The organism is Mucilaginibacter sp. dw_454 (assembly GCF_018449775.1).
In the GTDB taxonomy this organism is placed as follows: Bacteria; Bacteroidota; Bacteroidia; order Sphingobacteriales; family Sphingobacteriaceae; genus Mucilaginibacter.
In genome coordinates this window covers 353221-367535 of the sequence record NZ_JAAVVB010000002.1, presented here as the reverse complement: position 1 = coordinate 367535, position 14315 = coordinate 353221, and the positions used below count along the sequence as shown (strand labels likewise).

Below are 14315 nucleotides of genomic sequence, written 5' to 3'. Positions count from 1 at the left end.
CATGATCCACAAGAAAACAAGAACATACATTCCGGCCAACCTGGACATAAAATGGGAGACGCTGGAACCTATTTACAAAGACCTGGTAGAGCGCCCTATCCATTCGGTTGACGAGTTGGAGCGCTGGCTGCATGACCGCAGCGAGTTGGAAGCCGCTTTAGAGGAGGACTTTGCCTGGCGCTATATCCGCATGACCTGCGATACCAACAACGAGCAACTGCTGGCCGATTTCCAATACTTCGCTACTGATATCGAACCTAAAACCGCGCCTTACAGCAATGAGCTTAATGAAAAGCTGGTAGCCAGCCCATACCTGGACCAATTGAATAAGGACAAGTACTTTGTATACCTGCGCGGCATCAAGAAGTCGTTGGAGTTGTTCCGCGAGGAGAACATACCGCTGCAAACCGAGATCCAGGTGGAGCAGCAGAAGTACCAGTCTATCAGTGGTTCGCTATCCGTACATATGGGCGATAAGGAGTATACGCTGGAGCAAGCAGCCGTATTCTTAAAAGATACCGACCGCACCAAGCGCCAGGAAGTATGGGAGAAGATCACCGCGCGCCGCCTGCAGGAGAAGGAAAAGCTGAATGACCTGTTTGACCACCTGCGCGTACTGCGCCATAAAGTAGCCCTTAACGCCGGCTTCGAGAACTACCGCGACTACATGTTCCAGGCACTGGGACGTTTTGATTATACACCACAGGACTGCTATGCCTTCCATGAGGCCATTGAGTTAGAAATCGTTCCCATCCTGCGCGAGCATGCTCACCAACGCCAGCAAAAGCTTGACCTGGCCACCCTGCGCCCATGGGATATGGATGTTAACACTTCAGGCAAACCGGCTTTGAAACCATTTAACAACGGCGAAGAGCTGATCGAGAAGTCGATCCAATGCTTCCGCAACATTAATAGCTACCTGGGTGAGCGTTTAGAGATCATGAAGGACAATAACCTGTTTGATGTAGAGAGCCGCAAAGGCAAAGCGCCTGGTGGTTATAACTATCCACTATCAGAAACCGGTGCGCCGTTCATCTTCATGAACTCGGCTAATACCTTCCGCGACCTAACCACCATGGTGCACGAAGGTGGCCATGCGGTACATACCTTCCTGACTGCCGACCTGGAACTGAACGATTTCAAGCATTGCCCATCAGAAGTGGCTGAGCTGGCTTCAATGTCAATGGAGCTGATCTCGATGGATAACTGGGATGTGTTCTTTGATAACGAAGAGGACCTAAAACGCGCCAAACGCGATCAACTGGTTGACGTATTGAAAACGCTGCCATGGGTAGCCGTGATTGATCAGTTTCAGCATTGGATCTATACCAACCCGGATCACTTGGCATCTGAACGTGCCGAGGCATGGTTAAAGATCTATGAACCATTCGGCGCCGGCTTTGCCGACTGGAGCGGACTGGAAGAAGCCGAAGCCAACTTGTGGCAAAAACAGCTGCATATCTTTGAGATTCCGTTCTACTATATCGAATACGGTTTTGCACAATTAGGCGCCATCGCCGTATACAAAAACTATAAGGAAAACCCGGAGAAAGCCCTGGAGCAATACCTGAGTGCCCTAAAATTAGGTTACACCAAAACCATCAAAGAGATCTATGAAACGGCAGGCATTAAGTTCGATTTCAGTGCCGGCTATGTCAAAGAACTAGCCGATTTTATCAAGGGTGAGATTGATAAGCTCTAATGTCATACCGCTGTTTATCAGCTAAATATCATTTAATACATTAGCTAAGGCGTGGTTGTAAAAAGCCACGCCTGAATGTCTATGCCAGTGTCATAAACCGGCCGAAAACGCCATTTTGGTACGGTTTTAGGGCTATAAGGTGTATGAAAAAGTTATTTTTAATTTCCGCATCATTGATATTATCTGCCGTGGCCGGCTTTGGGCAGGCATTAAAACCGGTAGCTATTGATAACGCAGTTACCGTGTCATTACCCGTAGCTTATCAAAAAACCGATACCTTGGGTCAGCAGATATATTCATCAAACTCTGAGTTGGGTTATGTGGTAGTAATGCGTACGCCTAATGCCAAAGCTACACCACTTCAACATGAACGCGACCTGGATAACGTCATGAAACAAAACGTACAAACCATCCAATCTGAAACCCAGGATGCCAGTGCACAGTTTGTAAGAGATACTACCATCGGTAAGCTAAAGGCAAAAACCTTTACCCTGCAAACGGATAATGGCCAGGGCGATATCCAACTTCGAAACATCGTATTGCTGTATACTAATGCAGCTACTTACGTTTTCGAGTATGTATATCCCAACGCTCGCAGCGGAATGATCACCGGTGAGTATAAATCGTTTGTCAATTCCATCAAGTTGGCGCCTACGTTAGATCGTCATAATCAATACTTGTCTAACGCTAAAGGATTTTCAGTAACCTGGATAATTGTGATTATAGGTATTATGGTGCTCATTGTAGCAAGTATTGTCTGGTATCGCCAGCGACAGAAGAATTTAGAGTTTGAATAAGATTAAAAGGTCTCGCTACCAGCGAGACCTCTTTTTGTCAATTGCGAGGAGGAACGACGAAGCAATAAAAAGGATGCAATAGTTCGCGGTTGCCACGCTACAATCGCAATGACATGATTATTATCTTTTTAACAATCCCTTATCCCATTTCGGCGACTTCAAAAACTGTCGGTTCTCGGTCCACCACAACCATATCACAGTTACCAGAACGCCAATCACAGAACCGGCAGTAACGTCCTCAAAAAAATGCTGACTCAGGTACATGCGTGAATAGCCAACCAGCATGGCAAGCAATAGTAGTGGAAATCCCCAAAACTTATTATTCGCCCAGTAGGCAATGATAATAGTTGTAGAGAAGGCAGTTATGGTATGTCCCGACGGAAAACTATGATAACTTAACTGGTCAATCCCTTTAACAAAATGGATTCGGCTTAGCTGATCATGGAAATACAGTTTGGGGCGGGGAGCATCAAATAAAAACTTTAAACCCTGCGCCGCAACGCCCGAGGCAAGCGCATAACTTCCGGCCAATACAAATGCCTTCCGGTAACTAAATAGTAGCAAGATCAGTGAAATGGTAATGGTAGTCCAACCATCGCCAATATCTGTGATGCACTGGGCTATAGCATCGGCCCATGTCCAGTTGCGGGCGTTTACGGCGAAATAGATCTCTTCGCGGGTATGCGTTAGCTTAATGACAAGGCAAAGAGCTATCAGTATCAGGTAGGGTATAAAAAAGAATCTTACTTTGTATAAAACGTCCTTTATTCCGATATTCATGGGTGCAAAGTAAGCATATCCTAACAAAAAAATAGTTATGTTTGGTAGGTTTGAAGCAAATTAATAAGAATGTCAAAGAGTATATTTCGTAAAAAATCAATCAGTAAAATATTAGCCGACGTTGCATCCGGGTTTGGCGACGGCGAACATTCAGGCTCACATCTTAAAAAAGAGCTGAATGTGCGCGACTTAACCCTGATGGGTATCGCTGCAGTAGTAGGCGCCGGGATCTTTTCGACCATCGGCGAGGCTTCTTTTTACGGAGGGCCTGCCGTTAGCTTCTTATTTATTATTACCGCCGTTACCTGTGGATTTTCTGCGCTTTGTTATGCCGAGTTTGCCTCGCGCATACCCGTTGCCGGCAGCGCTTATACTTATGCCTACGCTTCTTTTGGCGAGCTCATTGCCTGGATCATCGGCTGGGATTTGTTGATGGAATATGCCATTGGCAATATCGCGGTAGCTATATCATGGAGCGGCTATTTCCTGAATTTGCTGGAAGGTTTTCATATCCATGTGCCCGATTATCTGACCATGGACTATTACTCGGCGTTTAAAGCGCACGGGCAGGTACTACAGCTTACGGCAAGTCATAATCTGGGCCAGATTACCGATGCTATGAAAGCCGGCGCCACCGCCTGGGCCACGGCACCAGGTTTTGGAGATTTTAAGCTGATAGCCAACATGCCGGCTTTGCTTATTGTTATTATCATTACCTACCTGGTTTATATCGGTATTCGCGAAACTAAGCGCGCTACCAACGCTATGGTGTATTTAAAGATCGCCGTTATTATTGCGGTTATATTGATCGGCTTCTTTTATGTTACACCGGCCAACTGGCACCCGTTTATGCCTAACGGCTTTAGCGGGGTGATGAAAGGTGTTTCGGGAGTTTTCTTTGCCTATATCGGTTTTGATGCGATATCAACCACTGCCGAAGAATGTGAAAACCCGCAGCGCGACCTACCGCGCGGCATGATCTACTCGCTCATTATTTGTACTGTATTATACATTTTGGTGGCCCTTGTGCTTACCGGAATGGTTAATTATAAAGATCTTCAGGTTGCAGATCCGTTGGCTTTTGTGTTTGGTAAAGTAGGTTTAAGCAAAATCAGTTATGTAATTTCTATCAGTGCGGTAATAGCTACGGCAAGTGTTTTGTTGATTTTTCAATTGGGTCAGCCACGGATCTGGATGAGCATGAGCCGCGACGGTTTATTACCCAAAGCATTTTCGCGCATCCACCCCAAATATCATACCCCGTCATTCGCAACCATTGTTACCGGCTTTGTGGTAGCTATACCTGCATTATTTATGAACCTCACCGAGGTTACCGACTTAACCAGTATTGGGACCTTGTTTGCTTTTGTACTGGTGTGCGGTGGCGTGTTATTATTACCGAGAGAGGCCGCACATAAAGGCCGCTTTCATTTACCCTATGTCAACAGTAAATTTATTGTACCGGTATTATTTGTAGTAGGGATGGTAGTTTTCTGGAAGCCCATAATGGAACTGTTTTCTGGTGAGAACGCTCATGAAAACTTCCCGATGTTTTTATTCATTATCCTGGCTGCGGTGTTGACGGTGCTGTCGTTCATCAAAAATCTGTCGCTAATACCTGTTTTAGGTCTGATGAGCTGCTTTTACCTGATGACTCAACTTGGCTACACCAACTGGTTGCGCTTTTTGATATGGCTTGTAATAGGCTTGGTGATCTATTTTACTTACAGCTACAAAAATAGCCGTTTGGGTAAAGAGATTAATTAAAAATATCATAGTGTAAATAATACACTATCTATTTGTATATTTGTGTATCCTATAGCAACACAATGACTTACATTGATTTAATAGGCTTCGCCGCCGCATTTTGTACCACCATATCGTTTTTACCGCAGGCGGTGAAAACCATTCGCACCAAAAATACCACCGGGATATCCTTGTCTATGTACGTGGTGTTTACCGTTGGGACATTTTTGTGGCTAATGTATGGTATTATGTATCATAGCGCACCGGTTGCCGCCGCTAACTTTGTCACCTTTATTTTTGCCGGGACGATATTGGTTTACAAGTTGCGTTATAAATAATTTATAGCTGCATAGCAAAGGACATCCCGGGAATGCCATCCTGATAAGTCGGCATCACCATAACGCTTTTACCTTTTTTATCGGTATGAGTCAATGCATTACGGATATAAGGATAAACCAGATAAGAAAGCTTGGTAGAGATAATACCCACGCCTGCACCGGCAACTACGTCACTGAACCAATGATCGCGATTATACATCCTAAAAACTCCTGTGGTGACCGCAAACGAATAGCCGATAACGGTGTATACAGGCGACTTATTTGAATATTCCTGGGCTAAAAACTCGGCGCCCATAAATGCCGTGGCGGTATGGCCAGACGGAAATGAAAAATAGTCGCTTCCATTTGGCCTTAACCTATGTGTAAAATGTTTAGTGCCGAAAGCGGTCACCCCTAATATACCCGCAGACAGGCCTAGTAAAGCCGTACGATCAACAAAGGTATTTTTACCACTTACCCCAACTAAATTCAGACCGTAAACCATCACCACAGGCGCAAATTGAAAATAACTTTCGGCCTTAGAATGGAAATTTGCTCCTGTTTTGTTTGTCTCAGATTGAATGAAATAGTCTATCCGGCGTAACGGATGGACACCAAAAGTTAAAGCACCATAGGTTATAGCAATAGCAGGAGCAACCAGCGCCCATGGTTTGGTGTGCAATTTCTTAACTGTGTCTGGCGCAGTTAAAAGATCCTTTTTAATGGTGTCACCGAGGTTTTTCCTGGCAGTATCAGCACCCTGTTGGGCATTGGCACGCATAGAAATAATAAATAAGAAAGAAACTATTAGATACTTCATAGACATACTAATACAAATGGCCAAATTAGCTTGACATTCTGTATTAATATTGAAGTAATATTATCTTAACATGTGGTTTTTAGAAAAATTAAATAACGCGGCTAATTTCAACGCTTTCAGGTGCAGCCAGCATCAGCGGAACTTTCTCTATGGTTACAAAGCTCAGATCCAAACCAAAACCCCGCTCTTCTGACAAGCTAATCTTTTTGAGATAAGTATAAAACGCCATAATAGCCTTTTCATAGAACGATAGGTTATGCGAGCGCGAAAGCACTTTCTCGATCACCACGAAACGGAAGTCGCCCACAATTTTGTGTTTGTTAAGCGATTCATATCGGCTGGTGATATCAACCTCGCCGTTTTTCACCAGGTCTTCAACAACACGCCTGAATAACAAATTAATTTGTTGCTCAATACGGAAGCCCAGTTTAAAGTCAATACGGATCAGTTTATTAGGCACCAACACATCAACCTCATATTCTTTTTTGTAAGGCTCGTCAACCACGTCAACATGTACCAGCCAGTAAACGTCGGCACGTTTAGGTTGCTTTTGCAGGATGGAATAAATGATCTTTGATTCAACTTCAGAGTTAAAGTTAGCGCTGGTTAAATAAACCAGTTGCGAGGCGTATTTTGGAACAGTTTCGTCGTCGCTTAATTCTTTAATGATATTGTAGTAATCGTCAATCTCAACAAATTTAACGTAGCGGTTTCTGATTTTACGGGCAGTATGCCAGGTCCACATTACAGAGAATAAGAAAGCGCCTATAGACAAAGTAAACCAGCCGCCATCGACAAACTTATTCAGGTTACCATACAGGAAAGTACCTTCAATTAACAGGTATAAACCCAGGAAGGTATTCACCATGTAAGTCGGCACTTTTTTACGACGGAGGAATCGGGACACCAAAATGGTCGTCATTAACATGGCTACCGTAATACTCAAACCGTAAGCTGCCTCCATTCTGTCTGAATGTTTAAACAGTAATACCACACCAATACAACCGGCGCATAACAACCAGTTAACGCTTGATACGTATAGCTGGCCTTTTTGCTCGCTTGGGTAATGGATTTTAACTTTGGGCCATAAGTTTAAACGTACAGCTTCTGCTATCAGGGTAAATGAGCCTGATATCAAAGCCTGGCTGGCAATAATAGCAGCCACAGTTGCTATACCAATACCAAATATCAGGAACCACTCTGGCATGATCTTGTAAAAAGGATTTAGCAGGTTTAAATCCATTACCTGTCCGTTGTGTTTTAGTAGCCACACAGCCTGGCCCAGGTAGTTTAATATTAAGCAGGTTTTAACATAGATCCAGCTTATCTGGATGTTTTTACGACCGCAGTGACCTAAGTCAGAGTATAACGCTTCGGCACCTGTAGTACACAGGAAAACCGCACCCAGGATAACAAATGCATGGTAACTATGATTTGTCAATAGCTCAAAAGCGTAATAAGGGTTTAGCGCCCTGATAATGGTAGGATCTTGTACAATATAACTGATACCCAGCACACCCATCATGGTAAACCAAATGAACATGATAGGGCCAAAAGCCTTACCTACGGTTGATGAACCGAATTGCTGAATCAAAAACAACCCGCCTATGATGGCAATAACCACCGGCACTGTATGCAAATGAGGGAACTGCGGCACCAAGCCTTCAATAGCTGATGATATAGTGATGGGGGGCGTAATAATACCGTCGGCTAATAAAGCACAACCGCCTACTACGGCAGGGACGATGAGCCAATGAGCCTTGCGCCTAACTAAAGAGAAAAGAGAGAAAATCCCCCCCTCGCCTTTGTTGTCTGCACGTAACGTTATTACAACATATTTTAAGGTGGTTTGCATGGTCAGCGTCCAGAAAATACAGGACACACCGCCTAAAACCAGGATGTCTGAAATGTGTTGGCTACCAACGATGGCTTTGAAAACATATAGCGGAGAGGTACCGATATCTCCGTAGATAATTCCTAAACTGATGAGGAGGCCAGCGGCCGTCAGTTTTTGTAGATCTTTATGATGCGACACTATCTTGATTGTAAACGCACAAAAGTATTAAATTATTTGAGTTACAACTTAAAAATTGTTGAAACGTATAAAGAAATTAATTGTTACACATGTATGAGGCATTGTTAAATTTTGTTAAAAAACAGCATCACGCTGAGAATATCGAAATTGATGAAAACTTTATTTATACTTTTGTAGCCATAACTAATTGTAAGGCATGAGGAGAAATTTTACCTCTTTTTATTCGTGGATGTTACTAATTGCGCTGGCGATATCCGTGAATTGTGCTCTTGCTACCCCTGTTAAACCATTGCGCGACACCATTAGCTACTCTTTGATAAAACGGAAGCCCAGGAAGAGCCCGCTTAATCTTTCCTTATCTGTACCGCCTGTAAAACCCAATACTACCTCAAACGCGCATGTGGTTTTACTTTCCGATAAATTGTTAAGCAACGTCGAGGTGTTTCCAAATCCTATAACAGACCAGATCAATTTAAAATATGTGGTATCGCGCAACTCAAACGTCACCATTAAAATGGTAGATGTTTTGGGTAATGACGTCCTCACGCTGTTTTCGCAAAGGGTTGAACCCGGCGAGCAGGTACTTAACCGCCAGATTAGCAATAAGCTTAACCGCGGCTTTTACTTTATCCGCGTAATTGCCGGTACAGAGTCTGTAATTAAGCGGATCTCGCTTTTGTAGTTAATGAGTGATTGAGTGAATGTTTTTTAATAATCAATTTTATCGCTATACTACTCATCTGTCTATCCACACATCCATTCATCCATTTTTATTAAATTAGCCGACTATCGAATAAGTGCATTCACTCATTCGCTAAAACACTCATTCACTCATTAAAACCTATGAAAATCATTGCCATTGGCCGCAACTACGCCGAGCACGCTCATGAGTTAAATAACCCGGTGCCAACTATTCCGGTTATATTTTTAAAACCCGATACTGCTTTACTGAAAGATAACAAGCCTTTTTATCATCCTGAGTTTTCTGAGGACGTGCACCATGAGCTGGAGATTGTGCTCAAGATCAATAAAGAAGGCAAACACATCAGCGAAAAATTTGCAGCCGGTTATTATGAGGAGATTGGTCTTGGCGTAGACTTTACCGCCCGCGATATCCAATCGCGCCATAAAGAAAAAGGCCTGCCCTGGGAGTTGGCTAAAGCTTTCGACAGCTCGGCCCCGGTAAGCAACTTTGTGCCCAAAGCTCAATTCGCCAATCTGTATGATTTAAACTTTCATCTGGATATTAACGGGCAGCGCAAACAAACGGGTAATACCAGCAACTTGCTATTCTCTTTTGAATATATTATTGCTTTTGTTTCTCAATACTTCACCCTAAAAAAAGGCGACCTGATCTTTACAGGCACTCCGGTCGGTGTAGGCAAAGTAAACATAGGCGATCACCTGGAAGGTTTCTTAGAGGGCGAAAAACTGATTGACTTCTATATTAAATAATAGTCATTGGGCGTTAGGTACTTAACATTAACTCAATTTTTATAAAACTCCTGGCTCGTTTCGGCTGTATATCTTTTAATGAATAAATATTGCTACCCCCTACTGTTCTTATTGAGCTTTCAGTTTGTTTACGCACAAAAACCCATACAAAGCCGCGATTACCCGCAGGATTACTTTCGGTATCCGTTGGATTTACCGCCCGCTGCCGCCGGTGGTTTCGCCGAGCTAAGACCCATGCACTTCCATGCCGGTATTGATTTCCGTACCAATCAGCGTACGGGCTACCCGGTACATGCCGCCGCAGATGGATATATCTCGCGGGTACGGGTACAGTTTGGCGGAGGGGGTAATATCGTTTATATTAATCACCCCAACGGTTATACTACCGTTTACATGCACAATCTAACTTTCGCCCCTGAAATAGCAAAGGCCGTGCATGATTATCAATATCAAAACCAATTATTTGAGGTCGATTTTAACCTGCAGCCTAATCAAATCACTGTTCATAAAGGCGATGTGATTGCCATTTCAGGGCAGTCGGGCGCTGTAGCGGGGCCGCATTCGCATTTTGAAATCAGGGAGACTAAGACAGAAGAAACTGTTAATCCGCAATTGTTTGGTATTACTATCCCGGATCATATCCCACCGACTATTACTGCCGTTGGTGTTTATTCGATGGGCAACCGTCCGTTTAGCGAATACACGCCGCATCAATTTATGGCAGTAGCCGGCGCGATGGGTAATTACCACTTAATACGACCACAAGTTATAGAGGTTAGCGGCAATACGGCTTTCGGCATTTCAACTACCGATATGAACAATGCTTCATCCAATAGAAACGGGGCTTATTCCATCCAATTAAATATTGATGGCAAAACGGTTTACACCTTTGCTGCCGAGCGTTTTGCTTTTGACCAGACACATGCCATTAATGGCTATATTGATTATCCATCCTTTTTGCGCGAGCATAGGTTCATGCAAAAATGCTTTGTACCACCGGGTAGTCATATCTCGCTTTATCCGCAGTCTATCAACCGCGGTATTGTAAATTTTAATGACGACCAGGTACATGATGTGCAATACGTGGTGAAAGACGTAGCGGGCAATACATCAACCATTAATTTAAAAGTCCATTCAAAACCTGCGCCACCTGTAGCGGCGGCCAAACCACCGTCGAACTTGTTTTATTATGACAGGGTGAACGTGTTTACTACTTCCAGATTAAAGGTTATTGTTGATCCGGGTAATTTATATGACAATGTCGAATTTACTTATGATAGCCTGGCCAAAAAACCGGGAGCCTACTCTATCACTCATCGCATCCATAATAAACTAACACCCATACACGACCGTTACGACATCTGGATAAAGCCGGACTTACCGCTGGGCGACCTGGCCGGCAAAGCCGTAATAACCGGCAGTGGCGGCCTGTGCGATAGCTGCATTTATGAAAATGGGTACGTTAAAGGCAAAGCCCGTTCCTTCGGCGATTTTTATGTTACAGTGGATGTTACACCGCCCTACGTTATTCCGCTTAATATTCATAATGGCGCAACCATGGCTAAAGCGCACGGCATATTTTTCCGCATAGGCGACAATTTAACCGGCGTAAAAACCTATAATGGCAAGATTGATGGCAAATGGGTTTTGATGGCCTGGGATTATAAAACTAAGGTGTTAAGTTATACCTTTGATGACAGCGTCAGTCGCGGCAAGCACAATTTTGAACTTGTTGTTGGCGACGCTAAAAACAACTTTACCCAATACACAGCACAATTTACAAGATAATGGCAACACCTACAGCAGGCAGCAAAGCCCCCGATTTTACAGCTAAAGATCAAAACGGCAACACCGTTTCTTTATCAGATTTTAAAGGCAAAACGGTTATCCTATATTTTTATCCGAAGGATGATACGCCGGGTTGTACTGCCGAGGCCTGCGATTTCAGAGATAATTATCAATCGCTAATTGGCAAGGGTTATGAAGTTGTTGGTGTAAGCACCGACGATGAAAAATCGCACAAAAAATTTGTAACCAAACATAACCTTCCGTTCCCGCTGATAGCCGATACCGACCACAGCATTGTTGAAGCCTATGGCGTTTGGGGCGAGAAAAATATGTACGGCAAAAAGTATATGGGTACCGTACGCACTACTTTTATTATTGACGCCGATGGTGTGATCAAAAATGTAATTGATAAGGTAGATACCAAGGCTTCATCACAGCAGGTGTTGGATTTGTTGGCCTAAATTTTAGTAGCATAGCGTAAGGACTCACCCGGTCTAAGCTGCGCTGGACCACCCTCTCTTCCGCAAGCGGGAAAGAGGGTTGAATTCAGCCTTGATCCAACAACCCTCTTTCCGACGAAGTCGAAGAGAGGGTCGACAAGCGAAGCGATGTCAGGGTGAGTAATCGCCGATATACATTGCCATCAAAAAATAATTACCTATTTTAGCGCAAATAGTCATCTAAAACAAAAACTTTAAATAACTATTTATAGTAAAAATAATTTCACAGAGCCATGCCTACACAGGTTGAAGATGCAGAAATACTCAGTAAGTTCCAGGATGAGCGCACCCGGAACGAAGCATTTAACCTGCTTCTGAATAAATATCAGCAAAAAATTTACTGGCACATTCGCCGTATGGTGATTGACCATGATGATGCCGACGACCTGGTGCAGGACGTTTTTATTAAGGTTTGGAAAAACCTGGCAGGTTTCCGCAGCGACTCGCAATTGTATACCTGGATGTACCGCATTGCCAGCAACGAATGTATTACCTTCCTGAATAAAAAGAAACAACGGAACAATATTTCTATAGAGGACGAAGCTTATAATTTGGCTGATACCCTGGCCGATTCCAGCTACTTTAATGGCGATGCAGCACAAAAAAAATTGCAGCAGGCCATATTAACCCTGCCCGAAAAACAGCGTTTGGTGTTCAACATGAAATACTACGAGGACATGAAATACGAAGAAATGTCGCAGGTTTTGGGCACCAGTGTGGGTGCGTTAAAGGCATCGTTCCATTTGGCGGTAAAAAAAATAGAAAACATTTTACTTGCAGCAGATTAATTTAAAAACATGATTAAACCTTTTCATCAAAATTTCATCTATAGGTAATCATGGCAAGGGATATGGAAAATAAAGAGTGGCTAAATGACTATGAGCAGCTTAAACGGATAAGCACAACAAATCCGTTTAAGGTACCTGAGGGCTATTTTAATGAGCTTTCAGATCGTATCAATATGGCAATTAAGCTGGACGAAATGAAAAACACTATTTCGCCTGATCACTTCACCGTGCCCCAAAATTACTTCGAAAATTTAGCAGATAACATCCAAAGCCGTATTGTGGTTGAGGAGCTATTGAATCTTGAAAATACCGGCTTAACCGTTCCTGAAGATTATTTTAATGAGTTAAGCAGCAATATTCAAAGCCGCATAGCTGTTGAAGAAGCGTTATTGAACTCAGATGAAGGCTTAACCGTTCCTGAAGGTTACTTTGAAACCTTAAACGATAATATCCAGGCCCAGCTAACCGTAGCTGAATTGATGATGGCTGATAGTGGCCTTACCATTCCCGAAGGTTATTTTGAGAACCTGAGCAACAGCATTCAAAGCCGTATTGCAGTGGAAGAAGTAATGGCTGGTACAACAGATACATTCACTGTTCCGGAAGGGTATTTCAATCGTTTAAATAAAGAGATCTTAAATCAAACAGTTAACAAAGACGTTGTAAAACGCAAAGGCGCGGTTATCCGCATGCTATCAACAAACGCGTTTAAATATGCTACTGCTGCTTGCTTAGTTTTAATGGTGGGCGGTGGCGTATTTTTAAAAGTAGAATCGCCAGAAGCTATTCACGATCGTTCTTTTTTACATAAAGAGTTGTCAACTATTCCGGTAAGCGATATTCAAAACTATCTTGAACAAAACATGGATGGTTCTGATACGCAACATACCGTGGCTACCGAAGATCTATCTGTTAATACAGATGATCTGAAAGCTGCCTTACAAGATTATACCGACCAATAATAATAAGCAATGAATATCTTGTGTAAGCACATTTTTGTTATATTATTACTTTCAGTCGTTAGCTATACAGGTTATTCGCAAGGCATACACGCGGAAATGCGTCAGCAAAACCAACTCTTCAGAGCAGCCCGGCCGGCCAATCCGGGTATGCGCCGCATACAGGTAGTTAAAGAGTCATTCATCAGTCAGCAATTAAATTTAACGCGCGATCAGGCTACCAGGTTTTGGCCGCTATATCGCCAATATCAAAATGACCTGATTGAGGTTAGACGCTTAAAACGTTTGAACACTACCGACTCGCAGGCTAATGGTGCCGAACAAGTAAAAAAAGATTTGGATTACGATAGTCAACTCGTAGAGATCCGCAAACATTACAACGAAGAGTTTATGAAAGTACTGCCACCGGAGAAGGTGGGCCAGCTTTTAAAAGCCGAGCGCGAGTTTAACGATGAACTGGTACGTAAGTTACACGAACAAAATCCTAATAAACCGAGATAATTCGGCAACCGCCGTCTTTAATACACCTGTCTTTTAATAAAAATGTCATCTCGAAACGAGGTACGAGTGAGAGATCTATACACACGCTAAGCGTCGATCGAACTCGCGTATAGATATCTCGCTATGC

General features: G+C 43.3%; 14 protein-coding genes. 11 read left to right on the top strand and 3 right to left on the bottom strand.

The features are described from left to right. The first annotated feature begins 1 nt into the window (after position 1). Together HB679_RS08790 and HB679_RS08785 are read left to right on the top strand one after the other, a co-directional pair. Positions 2 to 1702: a M3 family oligoendopeptidase gene (locus tag HB679_RS08790; protein WP_214071591.1), complete on the top strand. Its 1701-nt coding sequence runs from the start codon at positions 2 to 4 to the stop codon at positions 1700 to 1702. Positions 1703 to 1845: 143 nt separating this feature from the next. Beyond that, entirely contained in the window at positions 1846 to 2499 is a 654-nt protein-coding gene (locus HB679_RS08785; RefSeq protein ID WP_214071590.1) for a hypothetical protein, read from the top strand. Positions 2500 to 2619: 120 nt separating this feature from the next. Here HB679_RS08785 and HB679_RS08780 read toward each other — a convergent pair whose 3' ends face one another. Next, positions 2620 to 3279: a phosphatase PAP2 family protein gene (locus tag HB679_RS08780; protein WP_214071589.1), complete on the bottom strand. Its 660-nt coding sequence runs from the start codon at positions 3277 to 3279 to the stop codon at positions 2620 to 2622. A 69-nt stretch (positions 3280 to 3348) separates the two neighbouring features. Between HB679_RS08780 and HB679_RS08775 the strand changes: the two genes are divergently transcribed. Together HB679_RS08775 and HB679_RS08770 are read left to right on the top strand one after the other, a co-directional pair. After that, positions 3349 to 5046: an amino acid permease gene (locus HB679_RS08775; protein WP_214071588.1), complete on the top strand. Its 1698-nt coding sequence runs from the start codon at positions 3349 to 3351 to the stop codon at positions 5044 to 5046. 62 nt (positions 5047 to 5108) lie between these two features. Then, complete coding sequence (locus tag HB679_RS08770) at positions 5109 to 5363, top strand: SemiSWEET transporter (RefSeq protein WP_214071587.1); 255 nt, start codon at positions 5109 to 5111, stop codon at positions 5361 to 5363. Between the two features lies 1 nt (position 5364). Here the strand turns inward: HB679_RS08770 and HB679_RS08765 are convergent, their stop codons facing one another. Both HB679_RS08765 and HB679_RS08760 read right to left on the bottom strand, forming a co-directional pair. Next, positions 5365 to 6162, bottom strand: coding sequence for a phosphatase PAP2 family protein (locus HB679_RS08765; protein ID WP_255547564.1), 798 nt, complete (start codon positions 6160 to 6162; stop codon positions 5365 to 5367). An 88-nt stretch (positions 6163 to 6250) separates the two neighbouring features. Then, positions 6251 to 8197 (bottom strand): KUP/HAK/KT family potassium transporter, encoded by a 1947-nt coding sequence (locus HB679_RS08760; protein WP_214071586.1) that lies wholly within the window; start codon positions 8195 to 8197, stop codon positions 6251 to 6253. Between the two features lie 196 nt (positions 8198 to 8393). Here HB679_RS08760 and HB679_RS08755 point away from each other — a divergent pair, with 196 nt between their 5' ends. From HB679_RS08755 to HB679_RS08725, 7 genes are all read left to right on the top strand, one after another. Then, positions 8394 to 8879: a T9SS type A sorting domain-containing protein gene (locus tag HB679_RS08755; RefSeq protein WP_214071585.1), complete on the top strand. Its 486-nt coding sequence runs from the start codon at positions 8394 to 8396 to the stop codon at positions 8877 to 8879. Between the two features lie 161 nt (positions 8880 to 9040). After that, positions 9041 to 9652, top strand: a complete 612-nt coding sequence (locus HB679_RS08750) for a fumarylacetoacetate hydrolase family protein (protein WP_214071584.1) — start codon at positions 9041 to 9043, stop codon at positions 9650 to 9652. 78 nt (positions 9653 to 9730) lie between these two features. After that, a complete protein-coding gene (locus HB679_RS08745) occupies positions 9731 to 11440 on the top strand; it encodes a M23 family metallopeptidase (RefSeq protein WP_214071583.1) in 1710 nt (569 codons plus the stop codon). Beyond that, positions 11440 to 11901, top strand: a complete 462-nt coding sequence (gene bcp / locus HB679_RS08740; RefSeq protein WP_214071582.1) for a thioredoxin-dependent thiol peroxidase — start codon at positions 11440 to 11442, stop codon at positions 11899 to 11901. Before HB679_RS08745 ends, bcp begins: the two co-directional genes overlap by 1 nt. A gap of 272 nt (positions 11902 to 12173) precedes the next feature. Beyond that, positions 12174 to 12728, top strand: coding sequence for a sigma-70 family RNA polymerase sigma factor (locus tag HB679_RS08735; protein ID WP_214071581.1), 555 nt, complete (start codon positions 12174 to 12176; stop codon positions 12726 to 12728). A 62-nt stretch (positions 12729 to 12790) separates the two neighbouring features. Beyond that, positions 12791 to 13690: a hypothetical protein gene (locus HB679_RS08730; protein ID WP_214071580.1), complete on the top strand. Its 900-nt coding sequence runs from the start codon at positions 12791 to 12793 to the stop codon at positions 13688 to 13690. Positions 13691 to 13699: 9 nt separating this feature from the next. Next, complete coding sequence (locus HB679_RS08725; RefSeq protein ID WP_214071579.1) at positions 13700 to 14188, top strand: hypothetical protein; 489 nt, start codon at positions 13700 to 13702, stop codon at positions 14186 to 14188. Positions 14189 to 14315: the final 127 nt, after the last annotated feature.

What these genes read in the sequence shown, in the direction of transcription:
- HB679_RS08755 (WP_214071585.1), top strand. Translation starts at nt 8,394, where the DNA reads ATGAGGAGAAATTTTACCTCTTTTTATTCGTGGATGTTACTAATTGCG.
- HB679_RS08750 (WP_214071584.1), top strand. Translation starts at nt 9,041, where the DNA reads ATGAAAATCATTGCCATTGGCCGCAACTACGCCGAGCACGCTCATGAG.
- HB679_RS08725 (WP_214071579.1), top strand. Translation starts at nt 13,700, where the DNA reads ATGAATATCTTGTGTAAGCACATTTTTGTTATATTATTACTTTCAGTC.
- HB679_RS08790 (WP_214071591.1), top strand. Translation starts at nt 2, where the DNA reads ATGATCCACAAGAAAACAAGAACATACATTCCGGCCAACCTGGACATA.
- HB679_RS08735 (WP_214071581.1), top strand. Translation starts at nt 12,174, where the DNA reads ATGCCTACACAGGTTGAAGATGCAGAAATACTCAGTAAGTTCCAGGAT.
- HB679_RS08770 (WP_214071587.1), top strand. Translation starts at nt 5,109, where the DNA reads ATGACTTACATTGATTTAATAGGCTTCGCCGCCGCATTTTGTACCACC.
- HB679_RS08785 (WP_214071590.1), top strand. Translation starts at nt 1,846, where the DNA reads ATGAAAAAGTTATTTTTAATTTCCGCATCATTGATATTATCTGCCGTG.
- HB679_RS08780 (WP_214071589.1), bottom strand. Translation starts at nt 3,279, where the DNA reads ATGAATATCGGAATAAAGGACGTTTTATACAAAGTAAGATTCTTTTTT.
- bcp (WP_214071582.1), top strand. Translation starts at nt 11,440, where the DNA reads ATGGCAACACCTACAGCAGGCAGCAAAGCCCCCGATTTTACAGCTAAA.
- HB679_RS08745 (WP_214071583.1), top strand. Translation starts at nt 9,731, where the DNA reads ATGAATAAATATTGCTACCCCCTACTGTTCTTATTGAGCTTTCAGTTT.
- HB679_RS08730 (WP_214071580.1), top strand. Translation starts at nt 12,791, where the DNA reads ATGGAAAATAAAGAGTGGCTAAATGACTATGAGCAGCTTAAACGGATA.
- HB679_RS08775 (WP_214071588.1), top strand. Translation starts at nt 3,349, where the DNA reads ATGTCAAAGAGTATATTTCGTAAAAAATCAATCAGTAAAATATTAGCC.
- HB679_RS08765 (WP_255547564.1), bottom strand. Translation starts at nt 6,162, where the DNA reads ATGAAGTATCTAATAGTTTCTTTCTTATTTATTATTTCTATGCGTGCC.